This is a genomic window from Comamonas sp. CMM03 (genome assembly GCF_019218715.1).
GTDB lineage: Bacteria > Pseudomonadota > Gammaproteobacteria > Burkholderiales > Burkholderiaceae_C > Comamonas > Comamonas terrigena.
In genome coordinates this window covers 221234-236024 of sequence record NZ_JAHUXB010000006.1, presented here as the reverse complement: position 1 = coordinate 236024, position 14791 = coordinate 221234, and the positions used below count along the sequence as shown (strand labels likewise).

Annotated in this window: 13 protein-coding genes; 9 read left to right on the top strand and 4 right to left on the bottom strand. The window is 67.6% G+C overall.

The genetic code is table 11. The features are described 5' to 3' along the window. Positions 1 to 10 precede the first annotated feature (10 nt). The 3 genes from KW830_RS19905 to KW830_RS19895 form a co-directional block, all read right to left on the bottom strand. On the bottom strand, positions 11 to 391 hold the full coding sequence (locus KW830_RS19905) for a hypothetical protein (RefSeq protein ID WP_218334168.1): 381 nt from the start codon (positions 389 to 391) through the stop codon (positions 11 to 13). Beyond that, complete coding sequence (locus KW830_RS19900; protein ID WP_218334167.1) at positions 381 to 2171, bottom strand: alpha/beta hydrolase; 1791 nt, start codon at positions 2169 to 2171, stop codon at positions 381 to 383. The genes KW830_RS19905 and KW830_RS19900 overlap by 11 nt, the downstream gene beginning before the upstream one ends. A gap of 217 nt (positions 2172 to 2388) precedes the next feature. Continuing rightward, the gene (locus KW830_RS19895) at positions 2389 to 3987 is read right to left on the bottom strand and encodes a GMC family oxidoreductase (protein ID WP_218334166.1); all 1599 of its coding nucleotides are present in this window, start codon (positions 3985 to 3987) and stop codon (positions 2389 to 2391) included. 119 nt (positions 3988 to 4106) lie between these two features. On the opposite strand from KW830_RS19895, the gene KW830_RS19890 reads away from it, so the two are divergent. From KW830_RS19890 to KW830_RS19875, 4 genes are all read left to right on the top strand, one after another. Beyond that, positions 4107 to 4955: a 3-hydroxybutyryl-CoA dehydrogenase gene (locus KW830_RS19890; protein ID WP_218334165.1), complete on the top strand. Its 849-nt coding sequence runs from the start codon at positions 4107 to 4109 to the stop codon at positions 4953 to 4955. 152 nt (positions 4956 to 5107) lie between these two features. Then, positions 5108 to 5929, top strand: a complete 822-nt coding sequence (locus KW830_RS19885; RefSeq protein WP_066541141.1) for a crotonase/enoyl-CoA hydratase family protein — start codon at positions 5108 to 5110, stop codon at positions 5927 to 5929. 113 nt (positions 5930 to 6042) lie between these two features. Then, positions 6043 to 6507 (top strand): MarR family winged helix-turn-helix transcriptional regulator, encoded by a 465-nt coding sequence (locus KW830_RS19880; protein WP_066541143.1) that lies wholly within the window; start codon positions 6043 to 6045, stop codon positions 6505 to 6507. A 62-nt stretch (positions 6508 to 6569) separates the two neighbouring features. Then, positions 6570 to 6986, top strand: coding sequence for an organic hydroperoxide resistance protein (locus tag KW830_RS19875; protein WP_218334164.1), 417 nt, complete (start codon positions 6570 to 6572; stop codon positions 6984 to 6986). 122 nt (positions 6987 to 7108) lie between these two features. Here the strand turns inward: KW830_RS19875 and KW830_RS19870 are convergent, their stop codons facing one another. Beyond that, complete coding sequence (locus KW830_RS19870) at positions 7109 to 7774, bottom strand: 2'-5' RNA ligase family protein (RefSeq protein ID WP_218334163.1); 666 nt, start codon at positions 7772 to 7774, stop codon at positions 7109 to 7111. A gap of 129 nt (positions 7775 to 7903) precedes the next feature. On the opposite strand from KW830_RS19870, the gene KW830_RS19865 reads away from it, so the two are divergent. The 5 genes from KW830_RS19865 (at position 7904) to KW830_RS19845 (ending at position 14788) form a co-directional block, all read left to right on the top strand. Next, entirely contained in the window at positions 7904 to 8659 is a 756-nt protein-coding gene (locus KW830_RS19865; protein ID WP_218334162.1) for a metallophosphoesterase, read from the top strand. Further along, positions 8656 to 10107 carry a bifunctional serine/threonine-protein kinase/universal stress protein gene (locus KW830_RS19860; RefSeq protein ID WP_218334161.1) on the top strand — a complete coding sequence of 484 codons (1452 nt, stop codon included), beginning with the start codon at positions 8656 to 8658 and terminating at the stop codon, positions 10105 to 10107. The genes KW830_RS19865 and KW830_RS19860 overlap by 4 nt, the downstream gene beginning before the upstream one ends. Further along, positions 10104 to 11108: a serine/threonine protein kinase gene (locus KW830_RS19855; protein WP_218334160.1), complete on the top strand. Its 1005-nt coding sequence runs from the start codon at positions 10104 to 10106 to the stop codon at positions 11106 to 11108. Before KW830_RS19860 ends, KW830_RS19855 begins: the two co-directional genes overlap by 4 nt. Before the next feature lie 76 nt (positions 11109 to 11184). Further along, positions 11185 to 11883: a response regulator transcription factor gene (locus KW830_RS19850; protein ID WP_218334159.1), complete on the top strand. Its 699-nt coding sequence runs from the start codon at positions 11185 to 11187 to the stop codon at positions 11881 to 11883. Between the two features lie 79 nt (positions 11884 to 11962). After that, the gene (locus KW830_RS19845) at positions 11963 to 14788 is read left to right on the top strand and encodes an ATP-binding protein (RefSeq protein ID WP_218334158.1); all 2826 of its coding nucleotides are present in this window, start codon (positions 11963 to 11965) and stop codon (positions 14786 to 14788) included. Positions 14789 to 14791 lie beyond the last annotated feature (3 nt).

The following is a 14791-nucleotide window of genomic DNA, read 5'->3' as shown; positions in this document are numbered from 1 at the left end:
AAATGGGGAATCAGGCCGCTTCTGCTTCGAGCGCGCGCAGATCGATGCCGTCGGCGCCGGGGCGGAAGCCCTCGCGCAGCAGCTTTTCTTCGGCGTAGATGAAGAGGTCGCGCGTCACTTCCGCACCCAGCTTCTGGGTGAAGCGCGTGGTCACGCCGTAGCGCAGCACCAGCAGGCCGCGCAGCTCTTCCCGCATGCGGTGCTGGCGGGTATCGCCGGGCGCACTGGTTTCGCGCTGCAGCACCCGCTCCACCTCGCTGTCCTTGTCCAGCGACACATCCAGCGCAGTGGCCAGGCGTGCAATGCGGGCGTTCAGCCGCTCGATGGAGGCACTCAGGCGCTCCACATGTTCCTGCAGGGCCAGTTCGGTTGTCGTGTTTTCAGTCTGCATAGCGCACCATCACATAGTCACCGGGTGCATCACACACCACGTTTTCCGCCGCAATGGCGGGAGGTTGGATCGCCGCGCCGGAGCGGGCACTGATCCAGGCGTGCATGGCTTCCCACCAGGAACCCTGGATCACCGGCGCCTGGGCCACCCAGTCGTCGGGATCGATCCATCCCTGGCCGTCTTCCACGCTGGCGATCTGGTAGCTGCGGCGCGGGCGGCCGGGCTCCGACACAATGCCCGCGTTGTGGCCGCCGGCGGCCAGCACAAAGGTCACATGCGTATCGGTCTGCAGGTGGATCTTGTAGACCGACTTCCAGGGCGAGACATGGTCGCGCGTGGTTCCCACCACCATCATCGGCGCGCTGATGTCCATCAGCGCCACAGTGGCCCCGGCAAAGCGGTACTGGCCGTTGGCCAGCGCGTTGTTCAGGAACAGCGAGGTCAGGTACTCGGTGTGCATGCGCGCCGGCAGACGGGTCTGGTCGGCATTCCAGCTCATCAGATCGAAGCTGCTGTCTTCCTCGCCCAGCAGATAGCGGCTGGTGTTGCGCGACCAGACCAGGTCCTTGGAGGCCAGGAACTGGAAGGAGCCGCCCATCTGCCGTCCCGACAGATAGCCTTTTTCCGCCATGGAACGGCGCAGGCTCTCCAGCTGGTCGTCGTCGATGAACACCCCCAGCTCGCCGGGTTCGGAGAAATCGGTCTGCGCCGCCAGCAGCATGACGGAGGCCAGCTCCGGCAGGTCGGCAGGCACCAGGGCTTTTTCCTTGGCGCTCCAGGCGCCGGGCTTCTTGCGCGCCAGGCGGCCCAGGGTGGCCGCGACGATGGCCAGGAAGGTGCCGCCCAGGCAATAGCCCATGGTGTGCACGCGTGCCGCACCGGTGCGGGCCTTGGTGGCTTCCAGCGCCGCCAGCACACCGCTGGAGAGGTAGTCCTGCATCTTCAGGTCGCGGTCCGAAGCATCGGGGTTGCGCCAGGAGACGATGAGCACCGTGTGGCCCTGGTCCACCAGGTACTTGACCATGGAGTTGCCGGGCGACAGGTCCAGGATGTAGTACTTCATGATGCACGACGGCACGATGAGCACCGGCTCGGCCTGCACCTTGGCCGTGGTGGGCAGGTACTGGATCAGCTCGATCAGGTGGTTGCGGAACACCACCTTGCCGGGCGTGCAGGCCACATCCTTGCCCACGGCAAATTCCAGCGGCTCCAGCGCTTCGGCCGGCGTATCGGCCTTGGCCTTGCGCAGGGCCTTCAGGTCCTGGGTGAAATGCTCAAAGCCCTTGCGCAGGCTTTCGCCCTGCGTTTCGCGGGCCTTGGCCAGCACCTCGGGATTGGTCACCGCCCAGTTGGACGGGGACATCGCATCCAGGCCCTGGCGGGCAAAGAAATCCACCATGTGGCGGTGGTGGCGGGTCATGCCGTCGACCTTGGTGGCCTCGCGCCACCAGGCATCGCTGGCCTTGAAACCTTCCTTCAGCGCGCTGTACGGCCACTGCGACCAGGCGGAGTCCTTGAAACGGGTGTCTTTTTCCGGGGTCTCGGGATTGGCGGGCGTCAGGCTGCGCTGCACCGCTTCGCGCGACAGTTCCACCGCCTTGTGTGCCAGCGCCATCTGCTTGCCGGGCGACGCCGCCAGGTGCATGGCCCAGTCGGCTGCCGCCAGCCCCAGGGCAATGGGCGACAAGCCCATGCACAGGCGGCTCAGTTGCGCCTGCACCTGGTCATCAAGCTGTTTGCTGGGATCGATCGCCGGCACGGCGAAGGGGGTGTTCTCCATGAAATGGCCTCAGTGTCTCGGGTTTACAAATGGATGCACAAGCACCAATTCTCGGCAATAAGCCCCGGAAAACCAAAAGCAACTCCGCCCTGCTTGACACAAGTCAAAGCTGCGCAAAACGACTATGACGCTTTATACCCCGATAAATTATTGCGCTGCAACAATTCCGGCCACCCCCGCCAGCCCTGCACCCCAAGCAGGCGCTCACCTCGGCGCTTCACGCGGCGGCGAAATGGCGCAATAGCGCAGCGGCACGCTCGGCAATCATCACCGTCGGGGCCTGGGTGTTGCCGCTGGTGATGCGCGGCATCACCGAGGCGTCGACCACCCGCAGCCCCTGCACGCCATGCACGCGCAGCTGGCTGTCCACCACATCCTGCGGACCCACCCCCATGCGGCAGGTGCCCACCGGATGGTAGATGGTATCGGCCCGCTTGCGTACCCAGTCTGCGATGGCGCGCTCGTCCTGCACCGCGTCCAGCTCCGCCATCTCCCGTCCGCCCAGCTGCGCCAGCGCCGGCTGGCGCAGTATCTCCCGCACCCGCTGTACCCCGCGCACCAGGCGCGCCATGTCGTCGGGATGGGACAGAAACTGCGGGTCGATCAACGGCGCCGCCATCGGGTCCGGGCTGGCCAGCCGCAGCTGGCCCCGGCTGGCGGGTTGCAGCACACAGACATGGCAGCTGAAACCATGCCCCCAGGGGTGACCCCGGCCATGGTCAGCCTGCTTGCCGGGCAGGAAATGCAGCTGCAGGTCCACTTCCGGCTCTGCAGGCCGGCTGCGGATGAAGCCACCCGCTTCCGCCAGATTGCTAGTCAGCATGCCGGTGCGGTGCTGGCGCCACTCCCATGCGCCCCGGGCAATGCGCTGCAGGCCGGGCAGCGACACCCCCACGCCCAGCGCCGTGCCCGGCAGGCTGTGCACCACCGTCACATCCGGGTGGTCGTGCAGGTGCGCCCCCACGCCGGGCAGGTCCACCTGCACCGGCATGCCCAGTGCGTGCAGATGCGCCCCCGGGCCGATGCCGGAGAGCATCAGCAGCTGCGGCGACTGCAGCGCGCCGGCGCACAGCAGCACCTCGCGCCGGCAGTGCAGGGTTTCGCGCCGGCCGCCGCACAGCACCTCCACCCCGCAGGCGCGGCGGTTTTCGTCCAGCAGAATGCGCAACACCTGGGCGCCGGTGCGCACTTCCAGATTGGGGCGACTGCGGTGCGGCGCCAGATAGGCCTGGTAGGCGCTGCAGCGTGCGCCCTGGCGCTGGAACACCTGGTAGAGGCCCACGCCCTCCATGCTGTGGCCATTGAAGTCCGTGTTGCGCGGGTAGCCCGCCTGCATGCCGGCCTGCACAAACGCCTGGCTCAGCGCGTCGGGCGACTGCAGATCGCTCACCTGCAGCGGCCCCTCTGCGCCATGCCAGCAGTCTGCGCCCCGGCTGTTGCCTTCGGCCTGCAGAAAATACGGCAGCACGTCATCCCAGCCCCAGCCCGGGTTGCCTGCGGACTCCCAGAAGTCGAAATCGGACGGCAGCCCCCGGATATAGATCATGGCGTTGATCGCGCTGGAGCCGCCCAGCACCTTGCCCCGGGGCTGGTAACCGCGCCGCCCGTTCAGACCGGACTGCGGGGTGGTGGCGAACCCCCAGTTGTACTGCCCCGTCTTGGGCAGCAGCGCCAGGCCTGCCGGGCAGCGCAGCAGCGGGCTGGCGTCTTCCGGCCCCGCTTCCAGCAGGCAGACCTGGGTGCCAGGCTCCTCGCTCAGCCGCGCGGCCAGCACCGAGCCCGCAGCCCCTCCCCCGATCACGATGTAGTCTCGCATTGGATATGTCCCATCCGTGCCTTGTCGAGCAGCACAGTGGGCTACACATTAACGGGGATGCCACGGAATTTCGATACCATCTCGCCCGAGCTTTTTTTCTTTCTCAGGAGACTTTTCATATGGCAATCCAGACAGTGGGCATCGTGGGTGCAGGCACCATGGGCAACGGCATCGCACAGGCATGCGCCGTGTCGGGCATCAACGTGGTGATGGTGGACATTTCCGAAGCCGCCGTGCAAAAAGGCGTGGCCACCGTGTCCGGCAGCCTGGACCGCCTGATCAAGAAGGAAAAGATCACCGCCGCCGACAAGGAAAAGGCCCTGTCGCTGATCAAGACCTCCACCAGCTATGACGACCTCAAGGGCGCCCAGCTGGTGATCGAAGCCGCGACCGAAAACTACGAGCTGAAGGTCAAGATCCTCAAGCAGCTGGACGCGCTGCTGGATGACGACGTGCTGGTGGCCACCAACACCTCGTCGATCTCCATCACCAAGCTGGGTGCCGTCACCCAGCGCGCCGACAAGTTCATCGGCATGCACTTCTTCAACCCCGTGCCCATGATGGCGCTGGTGGAAATCATCCGCGGCCTGCAGACCAGCGACGCCACGCACGACGCCGTCAAGGCCCTGTCGGAAAAGCTGGGCAAGTCGCCCATCACCGTCAAGAACGCCCCCGGCTTTGTGGTCAACCGCATTCTGGTGCCCATGATCAATGAAGCCTTCCAGGTGCTGAGCGAAGGCACGGCCTCCGCCGAAGACATCGACGCCGGCATGAAGCTGGGCTGCAACCAGCCCATCGGCCCGCTGGCCCTGGCCGACATGATCGGTCTGGACGTGTGCCTGGCCGTGATGGAGGTCTACCTGGAAGAGTTCGGCGACAGCAAGTACCGCCCCAGCTACCTGCTGCGTGAAATGGTGGCCGCCGGCCGCCTGGGCCGCAAGACCGGCCAGGGTGTGTACACCTACTAAAGCGACCCTGGCCGGTGTGCGCTGACGCAGCGCCACCGCCGGTTTTCGCTGCCAAGCCCGCGACACCTGCGAGACAGGTCGCGGGCTTTTCGTCTTCTGGGCGACTGCGCCCGGCCGTGGGGCACCCTAAGGTGCGGCGCAGGAGACCTGTCATGCCCCTTGCCATCGAAACCCCGACGCCCCCACCCGAGGGCAGCATCCACTGCGAAGTGCGCGGCCATGTGCTGCTGATCGGCATCAACCGCCCGGCCAAACGCAATGGCTGGACGCCCGCCATGTTCCAGCAGCTGGCCGAGGCCTACACCCGGCTGGACGACGAGCCGGCGCTGCGCGTGGGCGTGCTGCACGCCTTTGGCGAGCACTTCACCGCCGGCCTGGACCTGCCCATCATGTCGGCCTATCTGAAGGGCGGCAAGAAAGCCATCCCGCCCGGGCTGGTGGAGCCACACGACTATGGCCTGGTGGGCTACCGCCGCCGCGCCAAGCCCATGGTGGCCGCGGTCAAGGGCATCTGCTTCACCGTGGGCATCGAGCTGATGCTGGGCGCCGACATCGTGGTGGCGGCCGACAACTGCCGCTTTGCCCAGCTGGAAGTGCAGCGCTGCATCATGCCCACGGGCGGTGCCACCTTGCGCATGGCCGAACGTGCCGGGGTGGGCAATGCCATGCTGCACCTGCTGACCGGGGACGAGTTCGACAGTGCCGAAGCCCTGCGCTGCAACTTTGTACAGAAAGTGCTGCCCGCCGGCCAGGAACTGGCCGAAGCCCTGCGCATTGCCGAACGTATTGCCCAGCAGGCCCCGCAGGCCGTGGTGGCCACGCGCCAGAACGTGCTCAAGGCCATCGAGCTGGGCCAGGCTGCGGCCGTGGCGGACTTCATCCCCGTGCAGCAGCGCCTGGCCCACAGCGACGACGCGGCCGAAGGCGTGCGCTCCTTCATCGAAAAGCGTCCGGCACGGTTCACCGGAACCTAGCCGCAGCCATGCCGGCCGCAGCGTGGCGTGGCGTGGCCGGCATTCCGCCCTGCTGGCAGCATGGGCATCGCAATTAAATTGCACACAATTTAATTGCAGGCAATAATTTACCCATGCGTTCCGACTCCGACCTCCTCCCCGACAGTGCCCGACTGCTGCAGCTGGACAACCAGGTCTGCTTTGCGCTGTACTCGGCATCGCTGGCCATGACCAAGCTCTACAAGCCCTTGCTGGAAGACATCGGCCTGACCTACCCGCAGTACCTCGTCATGCTGGTGCTCTGGGAAGGCGACCAGCTCATGGTGTCGGAACTGGGCGAACGCCTGTACCTGGACTCCGGCACGCTGACCCCGCTGCTCAAGCGGCTGGAATCGGCGGGCCTGCTGACACGCCTGCGCGATGCGCAGGACGAGCGCCGCGTGCGCATCGCGCTGACCGACGCCGGCCGCGCGCTGCGCAGTGCGGCAGAAAAAATCCCCGCCTGCGTGCTGCAGAGCACGCAGTGCACCTTGCCCGAATTGCAGGCGCTCACCGGCCAGCTCCACGCCCTGCGTGCGCAGCTGGTGCCGCGCCGGTAATGAAGAGAGACGATTTCCTCCACCCGTCCGCACTGCCGGACACTCTTGCATAGGAAGACACCATGGCACAGCTCGACAAAGTTCTCTACACCGCCCACGCCCACACCACGGGCGGACGTGATGGCGCTTCGCGCACCGACGATGGCCGCCTGGACATTGCCCTGTCCTCCCCCGGCGGTGCCGGCCAAGGCACCAACCCCGAGCAGCTGTTTGCCGCGGGCTATTCCGCCTGCTTCATCGGCGCGATGAAGGCCGTGGCGGCACGCCAGAAACTGGCACTGCCCCAGGACCTGGCCGTGGACGCCGAAGTGGACCTGGGCCCCGTGGGCCAGGCCTATGGCATTGCCGTGCGCATGACCATCCACCTGCCCGGCATGGACTCGGCCCAGGCCCAGCAACTGGTGGACACTGCCCACCAGGTCTGCCCCTACTCCAACGCCACGCGCGGCAACATCGACGTGACGCTGAAGATCGCCTGAAGATTGTTTTGAGCCGCCCCTCTGCGGTCCTGCGCCGCAGAGGCTGTGCGTAGCAAAGGGCATGGAGTGTCTGCCACTCCGCAACCCCACCGGGCCTGGCGCCCGGTTTTTTCATGGGCGCCTCAGCCTGCTCCCCACAGTGCACCGGGCTGCGGCAGATAGCGCTGCTGCTGCAGATCCCACAGCCCTTCCAGCACCAGCGGGCCGGCAATGTCATGGCTGGCATAGCGCACCAGCGCCAGCTGCTGCACCTCCAGCGGCAGCAGAGGCTGGCCCACGCCCACGGTGTGCAACTGGTCCACGGCCCACAGCAGCGGCAGGGCCCGTGCGTAATGTCCCAGCGTCACATGCGGCACGTAATGCCAGCCCGGCGCCGGCGGCCAGGGCACCAGCGCATCGTGCAAGCGCGCCAGGATGTCCGCACCCTGCCCCACACCCAGATAGGGCACGGTGGTGAAGCTGCCCACGCCCTGCAGCTGGACGGCAAACGGCGGCTGGGCCAGCGCCTGCAGGGCCGCCAGATCGGCCTGCAGCTGGGCAGGGCCGAATTCGGCCGCCACATGGGCCATTTCGTCGCACAGCCCGCGGTAGGCCACCGTCAGGTGGGGCTGGCGGGCATAGCGCGACAGCAACGCATCGCCCAGCGCGTGGCGGGCCGCCTGGATGGTGGCATCCACGGCCTCGGAGGCAATCCACACCACCCACACGGCGCACCAGGGGCAGTTCTGGTGCCAGTCCGTAAAGTCGCGGTCTTCGCAGGGCTGGGACAAAGGGAAAGCATCGGACATGCCCGCAGTGTGCCAGTGCAGGCCCCGCCTCACACAGCAGCCTCCTGGATCCGTTGCGCCCGCCCCCTAGGTCAAACCCGTAGACCGCTTGCAAGCCCACCGCCAGCTTGGGCGCCCAAGATGGGCGGCATGAAGCTCGCACTGATCTCCGATGTCCATGCCAACCGCCAGGCCCTGACGGCCTGCCTCGCGCACGCGCGGGCCCAGGGCGCCACGCGCGTCGCCTTTCTGGGCGATCTGGTGGGCTATGGCGGCGAACCCGCGGCCGTGCTGGAACAGGTGATGCAGGAAGTGGCGCAAGGCGCCTGGGCCGTGCAGGGCAACCACGATGCCATTGCCGTGAACCCGCCCGAACAGGTGACCCATGTAGGGGCCCAGGGCGCGCAGTGGACCCACGACCAGCTCAGCCCCGCGCAGCGCCAGCTTCTGGGCGCACTGCCGCTGACCTTCCAGGCCGGCCAGGTGCTGCTGGTGCATGCCAGTGCCGACGGCCCGCAGCGCTGGCACTACGTGGACAACAGCGCGGCGGCCGAGCGCAGCATGAGCGCCGCCACCCAGCTGGATCCCAATATCCGCTATGTCTTCAGCGGCCATGTGCATGAGCAGGCGCTGTACTTTCTGACCCCGACGGCCAAGCTCATGCGCTTCACGCCCCAGCCCGGCGTGCCCGTGCCGGTGCCACCCTACCGCCAGTGGCTGGCCATCGTCGGCTCCTGCGGACAGCCCCGCGATGGCGACACCCGTGCCATGTACGCGCTGTTCGACGAAATGGCCTTCACCCTGACGTTCCACCGCGTGGCCTACGACCACGAGGCCGCCGCCCGCGCGGTGCGCGCCACCCCCTTGCCCGAAGCATTTGCCCTGCGCCTGCAGGAGGGACGATGAAAAAGCTCGCACCCGGCACCGAAGTCGACGGTTTCCGCATCCTCGACTGCATCCACGCAGGCGGCATGGCCCACATCTATGCCGTGGAATACGCCAGTGCGCGCCAGGCCGCCAGCAGCCCCGGCTTTCCGCTGGTGATGAAGATCCCGCGCATGACGGCGGGGGACGGGGCCGAGAACATCGTCAGCTTCGAGGTCGAGCTGCAGATCCACCCGGTGCTGACCGGCCCGCATGTGCCCCACTTTGTGGCCGCCGGCGATCTGCTGCGCCTGCCCTACATCGTGATGGAGCAGGTGCACGGCCACACGCTGCAGCACTGGCTGGACCAGCCCGAGCGCCCCAGCCTGCACCAGGTGGCCCAGCTGGGGGCGGCCATGGCCCAGGCCGCCCACAGCCTGCACCAGCAGAATTGCTGCCACCTGGACCTGAAGCCCGGCAACGTGCTGATCAAGGAAGACGGGGCCGCCGTGCTGCTGGACTTTGGCCTGTCCTGCCACGCCCACTACCCCGACCTGCTGGCCGAAGAGCTGCGCAAGGCCGTGGGCTCGCCCGCCTGGATGGCCCCCGAACAGATCGTGGGCGTGCGCGGGGACCTGCGCAGCGACATCTTTGCCATCGGCGTGATGCTGTACGAGCTGGTCACCGGCGAGCTGCCCTTTGGCAACCCGGCCACCAGCGGCGGCCTGCGCCAGCGCATGTGGATGGCGCCCGAGCCGCCGCGCGCACTGCGCCCCGACCTGCCGGAATGGATGCAGGAAATCATCCTGCGCTGCCTGGAGCCCGAGGCCGCCCAGCGCTACCCCACGGCCGCCCAGCTGGCCTTTGACCTGCAGCACCCCGAACAGGTGCCGCTGACCGAACGCAGCCAGCGGCTGCACGGCCTGTCCCTGGGTGCCAAGCTGCGGCGCTGGGTGCGCGCGGCGGGCATGGAATACCGACCCAGCCCCTTGCCCAGCGAGCAGATCGGCGAACGCCCCATCCTGATGGTGGCCGTCCCCCACCAGGACGTGACGGATGCCACGCTGTACTCGCTGCGCCAGGCCGTGGCCCGTTCGCTGGGCATACGCCCCGGCGCCCGGCTGGCCGTGGTGACGGTGATTTCCCCCTCGGCCAGCAGCAGCACCGATGCCCAGCGCAGCGAAACCACGCTGCACCGGCAGCACCGCTCACGCCTCAAGCAGTGGGCACAGCCGCTGGACCTGCACGGCCATGGTGTCAGCTACCACGTGCTGGAAGCCACCGACGTGGCCCAGGCCCTGGTGCGCTATGCCGAAGGCAACAACGTGGGGCTGATGATCCTGGGGGCCGCCACACACGGCCTGCAGATGCAGCGCCTGGTGGCCACCGTGCCCATGAGAGTGGCCCGCGATGCCCCGTGCACCGTCATCCTGGTGAAACAACATCTGCCATTTGCGGCACTGAACGCACACGACAATGTGGCCGCATGAGCACCACCGAATCCACCCACCCCTATGCGCAGCTGACGCCCGACTGCGTGCTGGACGCCCTGTCCGGCACCGGACTGTGGCCCGACGGCCGCCTGCAGGCCCTGGGCTCCTACGAAAACCGCGTCTACCAGGCCTGCCTGGACGATGGCAGCAAAGTCGTGGCCAAGTTCTACCGGCCCGGGCGCTGGACGGCGGCACAGATCGCCGAGGAGCATGACTTCTCGCGCCAGCTGGTGCAGGCCGAAGTCCCCGTGGTCGCCCCGCTGGAGCTGCAGGGCCGCACCGTGCACCAGCATGCAGGCTTTGCCTTCAGCGTCAGCCCCTGGCGCGGCGGGCGCACGCCGGAGCTGGATGACTGGGACACGCTGGAATGGATTGGCCGCTTTCTGGCCCGCCTGCACAGCGTCGGCGCCCAGCAGGACTTTGTCCACCGTCCGACGCTGGACGCCCAGCAGATGGGCGCCGCCCCGCTGCAATGGCTGCTGGCCCATGGTGATATCCCGCCCCATGTGCGGCCGCGCTGGCAGGCGGCCTGCGAGGCCGCACTGGCCATGGCCCGCGACGCACTGGCGCAGACCCCGGTGCGCGCCATCCGCCTGCATGGCGACTGCCACCCCGGCAACATCCTGTGGACGCCGGTGGACGACAACGGCCAGGGCGGCCCCCATTTCGTGGACCTGGACGATGCCCGCATGGGCCCGGCCGTGCAGGATCTGTGGATGCTGCTGTCCGGCGACCGGCGCCAACGCAGCCAACAGCTGTCCACCCTGGTGGAAGGCTATGAGCAGCTGCGCGACTTCGACCGGCGCGAACTGCGCCTGATCGAGCCGCTGCGCACGCTGCGCCTGATCCACTACAGCGCCTGGCTGGCCCAGCGCTGGCAGGACCCGGCATTTCCCCGCGCCTTCCCCTGGTTTGGAACCGAAGCCTACTGGCTGGAACAAACTTCTATCCTGCTGTCCCAGGTCCTGACCATGGAAGAAGAACCATTGGCGATTTGAATGGCGGATATTGAAACATTTTGTTTCAACGTTCCCCAGACAGCGGTACGCTCTGGGCTTTCCATCCGAGGACACCATGCTGATAGCCATAGTGGATGACGACAGCAGCATGCAGTGTCTGCTGCAGGCAGCACTGGAACACGCGGGCCACCAGGTGCGCCTTTTCCCCGATGCCCATTCCTTCCTGGAGCCGGGCTGCAACCCGGATCTGGGCATGCTGGTGGTGGACTGGCTGCTGCCCGACATGCAGGGCCCGGAGCTGGTCCGGGCGGCACGCCAGCACTATGGCGCCCAGCTGCCCATCCTGTTTGCCACCCAGCGCCAGCAGGAGCGCGACCTGGTGCAGGCCCTGGAAGCCGGTGCCGACGACTTCATGTCCAAGCCGCTGCAGCTGCCGGTCTTCATGGCCCGGGTCCAGGCCTTGCTGCGCCGCTCCTACCGCCCGGGCCGCCCGCACACGCCGCAGTTCGGCCCCTACCGTTTCGACCCGGATGGCCGCCACGTCGAATTCGGCGCCCAGCGTGTCGCCCTCAAGGGACGGGAATACGCCATCGCCCAGCACCTGTTCAGCCACTCCGGCCAGCTGGTCACCCGCCAGCAACTGCACCAGCTGTTCTGGCAAGGCAAGCCGGCGGTGGAAACCCGCTCGCTGGACACGCACATCTCCCAGCTGCGCAGCAAGCTGCAGTTGGGCCTCAGCCATGACCTCCAACACCCCTGCCGGTTCGCCCTGCAAATGGTCTATGGCACCGGCTACCGCCTGGAACGGCTGTAAGCACGGCAGAATCGGCCGGTACACCCGCACGGTACTGCCACCGGGGTGCCCCCACCCTTCCCCCCCCCCTTCGCACCGCATGAAAGCCCCGGATCCCATGGCCTTGCCAGAGCGCGCTGCGCAGATGCGGTGGTCGGCAGGCCAGCGCCTGGGCCGGTGGCTGGCCAATCTGCCCCTGGCCACCAAGACGGCGGCCCTGGTCGGCCTGACGGGCACGCTGTCCGCCGTGATTGCCATCAGCGCCATGCTGCTCTGGCAGAAGGTGGACGCGCGCTACTACACGCGGCTGAACCAGGAGACCCAAAACACCCTGCAGTTGGCCACCATTGCGGTCTACCTCAGCGATGCCACACGCGAGATCCTGAGCGCCCCTGCCGCGCAGGAGCTGTTCGACCTGTCGCAGATCCGCCAACAGCTGCTGCAGATCCAGATGGACCTGCGCCACGAACTCAGCAGCATTGCCCGCCGTTCCCCGGAGCTGGCCCTGGAAATCGAGTTTCTGGACCAGCGCTCCCAGCGCCTGTTCCTGCTGGGCCATGCCGTGGTGGATGCCGCATCGGCCGACGACCACGATCTGACCCAGGGACTGATCGAATACAACTTCACGCCCGCCATGCGCATCCTGCGCCAGGACATCGAGCGGCTGCAGTACCTGACCCAGAAGCTCTACACCGATCTGGGCAAAGCCCAGCGCGTGGCCCGCCAGGAAGCCATCGTGCTGATCATTCTGGCCGTGGTGTCCGCCATCTGCCTGGTCAGCGCCCTGTCCGCGGCCTCCGCCGTGCGCTGGATTTCCCAGCCGATTGCGCAGATGACGCGCAGCATGCAGCGCCTGCTGCGGCGGGACTACCACCTCCCTCCCCTGCCCCAGCAGCGCCAGGATGAAGTGGGCACCATGGCCATGACACTTCAGGGCTTTCGCGACAGCATGCTCCACAACGAGATGCTGTCGGCGCAGGTGCTGCAGGCCCAGGCCTCGCAGCTGCTCTCCGAGCAGTTGCTGGAGCTGACCGGCGCGGTGCCGGTGGCCATCTTCCAGCTGCACCTCACGCGGGAGGGACACAGCGACCTGCGCTTTGTCACGCCGCGCTGGGAAGCGGTGGTGCGCCACGCGCTCACCCCCCACCAGGAACCGGCGCTGTGGGAGCAGTTCATGCGCAGCGTGCACACGCTGGAATCGGTCACGCACGACCTGCTGGTGACCCCGCCACGGCTGCCCGGCGCCACCTGGTTCAAGATCCTGGCCAGCACCCGGCGGCTGCCGGATGGCAGCGTGCTGTTCAACGGCGGCTGGCTGGACATCACCCAGGAAAAGAACCAGTCCCTGGCGCTGGCCCAGGCCAAGCAGGCTGCGGAAACCGCCGCGCTGGAGCAGTCCCGTTTTCTGGCCACCATCAGCCACGAGATCCGCACCCCCCTGAATGCCATGCTGGGCATGACCCAGTTGCTGCAGCGCGCGTCCCTGCCCCAGGCACAGCAGCAGCAGCTGGACAACCTGGACCGCGCCGGCCGGCTGCTGCGCAGCCTGGCCAACGACGTGCTGGATTTCTCCAAGCTCGACGCCCACCGGGTCACGCTGGAGCACACGGTGTTCGCGCTGGACCAGGTGATCGACGATGTGCGCCGCATGTGCCAGGAAGACCTGCATGCCAAAGGCCTGCAGCTGGACTGCAAGGTCGCGCCCCAGGTCCCGCCCTGGCTCTGCGGAGATCCGTACCGACTCACCCAGGCCCTGCTCAACCTGGTGCACAACGCCATCAAGTTCACGGCCCGGGGCCGCATCCGCATCCGGGTGGCCGCCCTGCCGACCGCCTCCACTGCCAAGGTGCTGCTGCGCTGGAGCGTGTCCGACACCGGCCCTGGTCTGAGCCGTGCCGATGCGGCGCACCTGTTCCGCCCATTCTTTCAGGTGGATGCCTCCATCTCCCGGCGCTTTGGCGGCACCGGCCTGGGCCTGGCCATCGTGCACCGGCTGGCACAGCTGATGCATGGCAAGACCGGCCTGCACAGCCGCCCCGGCCAGGGCAGCTGCTTCTGGTTCACCACGGTCCTGGCGGTGGCCATGGCCCCGGACACCGCAGCGGCCACCTCGGCCTTGCCCTCCATTCCGGCACTGCAGGGGCGGCGCATGCTGCTGGTGGATGACCACGCCCTGAACCTCGAGGTCTTGCAGGGCTTTCTGCGTCCCAGCGGGGCACAGCTGGACTGCAGCAGCGATGGCGAATTCGCCTGGGAGCGGCTGCTGCAGCATGCCTCGGACCACTACGACGTGATCCTGATCGACTTGCAGATGCCGCGGCTGGATGGCTGGAGTTTCTGCCGCCGCCTGCGTGCCCACCCGCTCTACCGCCATGTGCCCGTGCTGGCCATGACGGCACACACCCGCCCGGAAGACCTGCGCCACTGCCAGGACGTCGGCATGAACGGCCTGGTGGCCAAACCCATTGTGGAAGCCACGCTGTGGGAGACCCTGGCACGCACGCTGGGGGAAAGCGCCACGCCCTTGCAGCAGGGCCTTGGTGCCTCCGCGCTGGCGCCGCAAGCGCTGCAGCCCTGCGGCGTTGCGCCCGCCCCCGACTTTGCTGCGGCGGCCGTCGAAGTCCTGCGCCGCCATGTGCCGGGCGCGCGCCTGGCACCCCTGGTGCAACAGTTCAGCGCAGACCTCGAACACCGCCTGGACACCCTGGAGCAGGCCCGGGGCGATCTCGCCCTGCTGCGCCAGCAGGGCCACCTGGTGGCCGGCAGCGTCGCCACCTTCGGGCTGGAGCGGCTGGGCCAGCTCGCCGCTCAACTGGCCGATGCGACCGATCTGCCATCGGCCATCGCGCTGCTGCCGGCGCTGCAATCCAGTGCCCGCAGCGGCCTGGCCCAGCTGCACGCCCAGTTGCAGACCGACACCCGCTGACCC

Excerpts from the sequence above, each read along its gene's own strand:
- KW830_RS19860 (WP_218334161.1), top strand. The coding sequence starts at position 8,656 with ATGAAAAAGCTCGCACCCGGCACCGAAGTCGACGGTTTCCGCATCCTC.
- KW830_RS19880 (WP_066541143.1), top strand. The coding sequence starts at position 6,043 with ATGCGTTCCGACTCCGACCTCCTCCCCGACAGTGCCCGACTGCTGCAG.
- KW830_RS19845 (WP_218334158.1), top strand. The coding sequence starts at position 11,963 with ATGAAAGCCCCGGATCCCATGGCCTTGCCAGAGCGCGCTGCGCAGATG.
- KW830_RS19900 (WP_218334167.1), bottom strand. The coding sequence starts at position 2,171 with ATGGAGAACACCCCCTTCGCCGTGCCGGCGATCGATCCCAGCAAACAG.
- KW830_RS19855 (WP_218334160.1), top strand. The coding sequence starts at position 10,104 with ATGAGCACCACCGAATCCACCCACCCCTATGCGCAGCTGACGCCCGAC.
- KW830_RS19885 (WP_066541141.1), top strand. The coding sequence starts at position 5,108 with ATGCCCCTTGCCATCGAAACCCCGACGCCCCCACCCGAGGGCAGCATC.
- KW830_RS19875 (WP_218334164.1), top strand. The coding sequence starts at position 6,570 with ATGGCACAGCTCGACAAAGTTCTCTACACCGCCCACGCCCACACCACG.
- KW830_RS19890 (WP_218334165.1), top strand. The coding sequence starts at position 4,107 with ATGGCAATCCAGACAGTGGGCATCGTGGGTGCAGGCACCATGGGCAAC.
- KW830_RS19895 (WP_218334166.1), bottom strand. The coding sequence starts at position 3,987 with ATGCGAGACTACATCGTGATCGGGGGAGGGGCTGCGGGCTCGGTGCTG.
- KW830_RS19865 (WP_218334162.1), top strand. The coding sequence starts at position 7,904 with ATGAAGCTCGCACTGATCTCCGATGTCCATGCCAACCGCCAGGCCCTG.
- KW830_RS19870 (WP_218334163.1), bottom strand. The coding sequence starts at position 7,774 with ATGTCCGATGCTTTCCCTTTGTCCCAGCCCTGCGAAGACCGCGACTTT.
- KW830_RS19905 (WP_218334168.1), bottom strand. The coding sequence starts at position 391 with ATGCAGACTGAAAACACGACAACCGAACTGGCCCTGCAGGAACATGTG.
- KW830_RS19850 (WP_218334159.1), top strand. The coding sequence starts at position 11,185 with ATGCTGATAGCCATAGTGGATGACGACAGCAGCATGCAGTGTCTGCTG.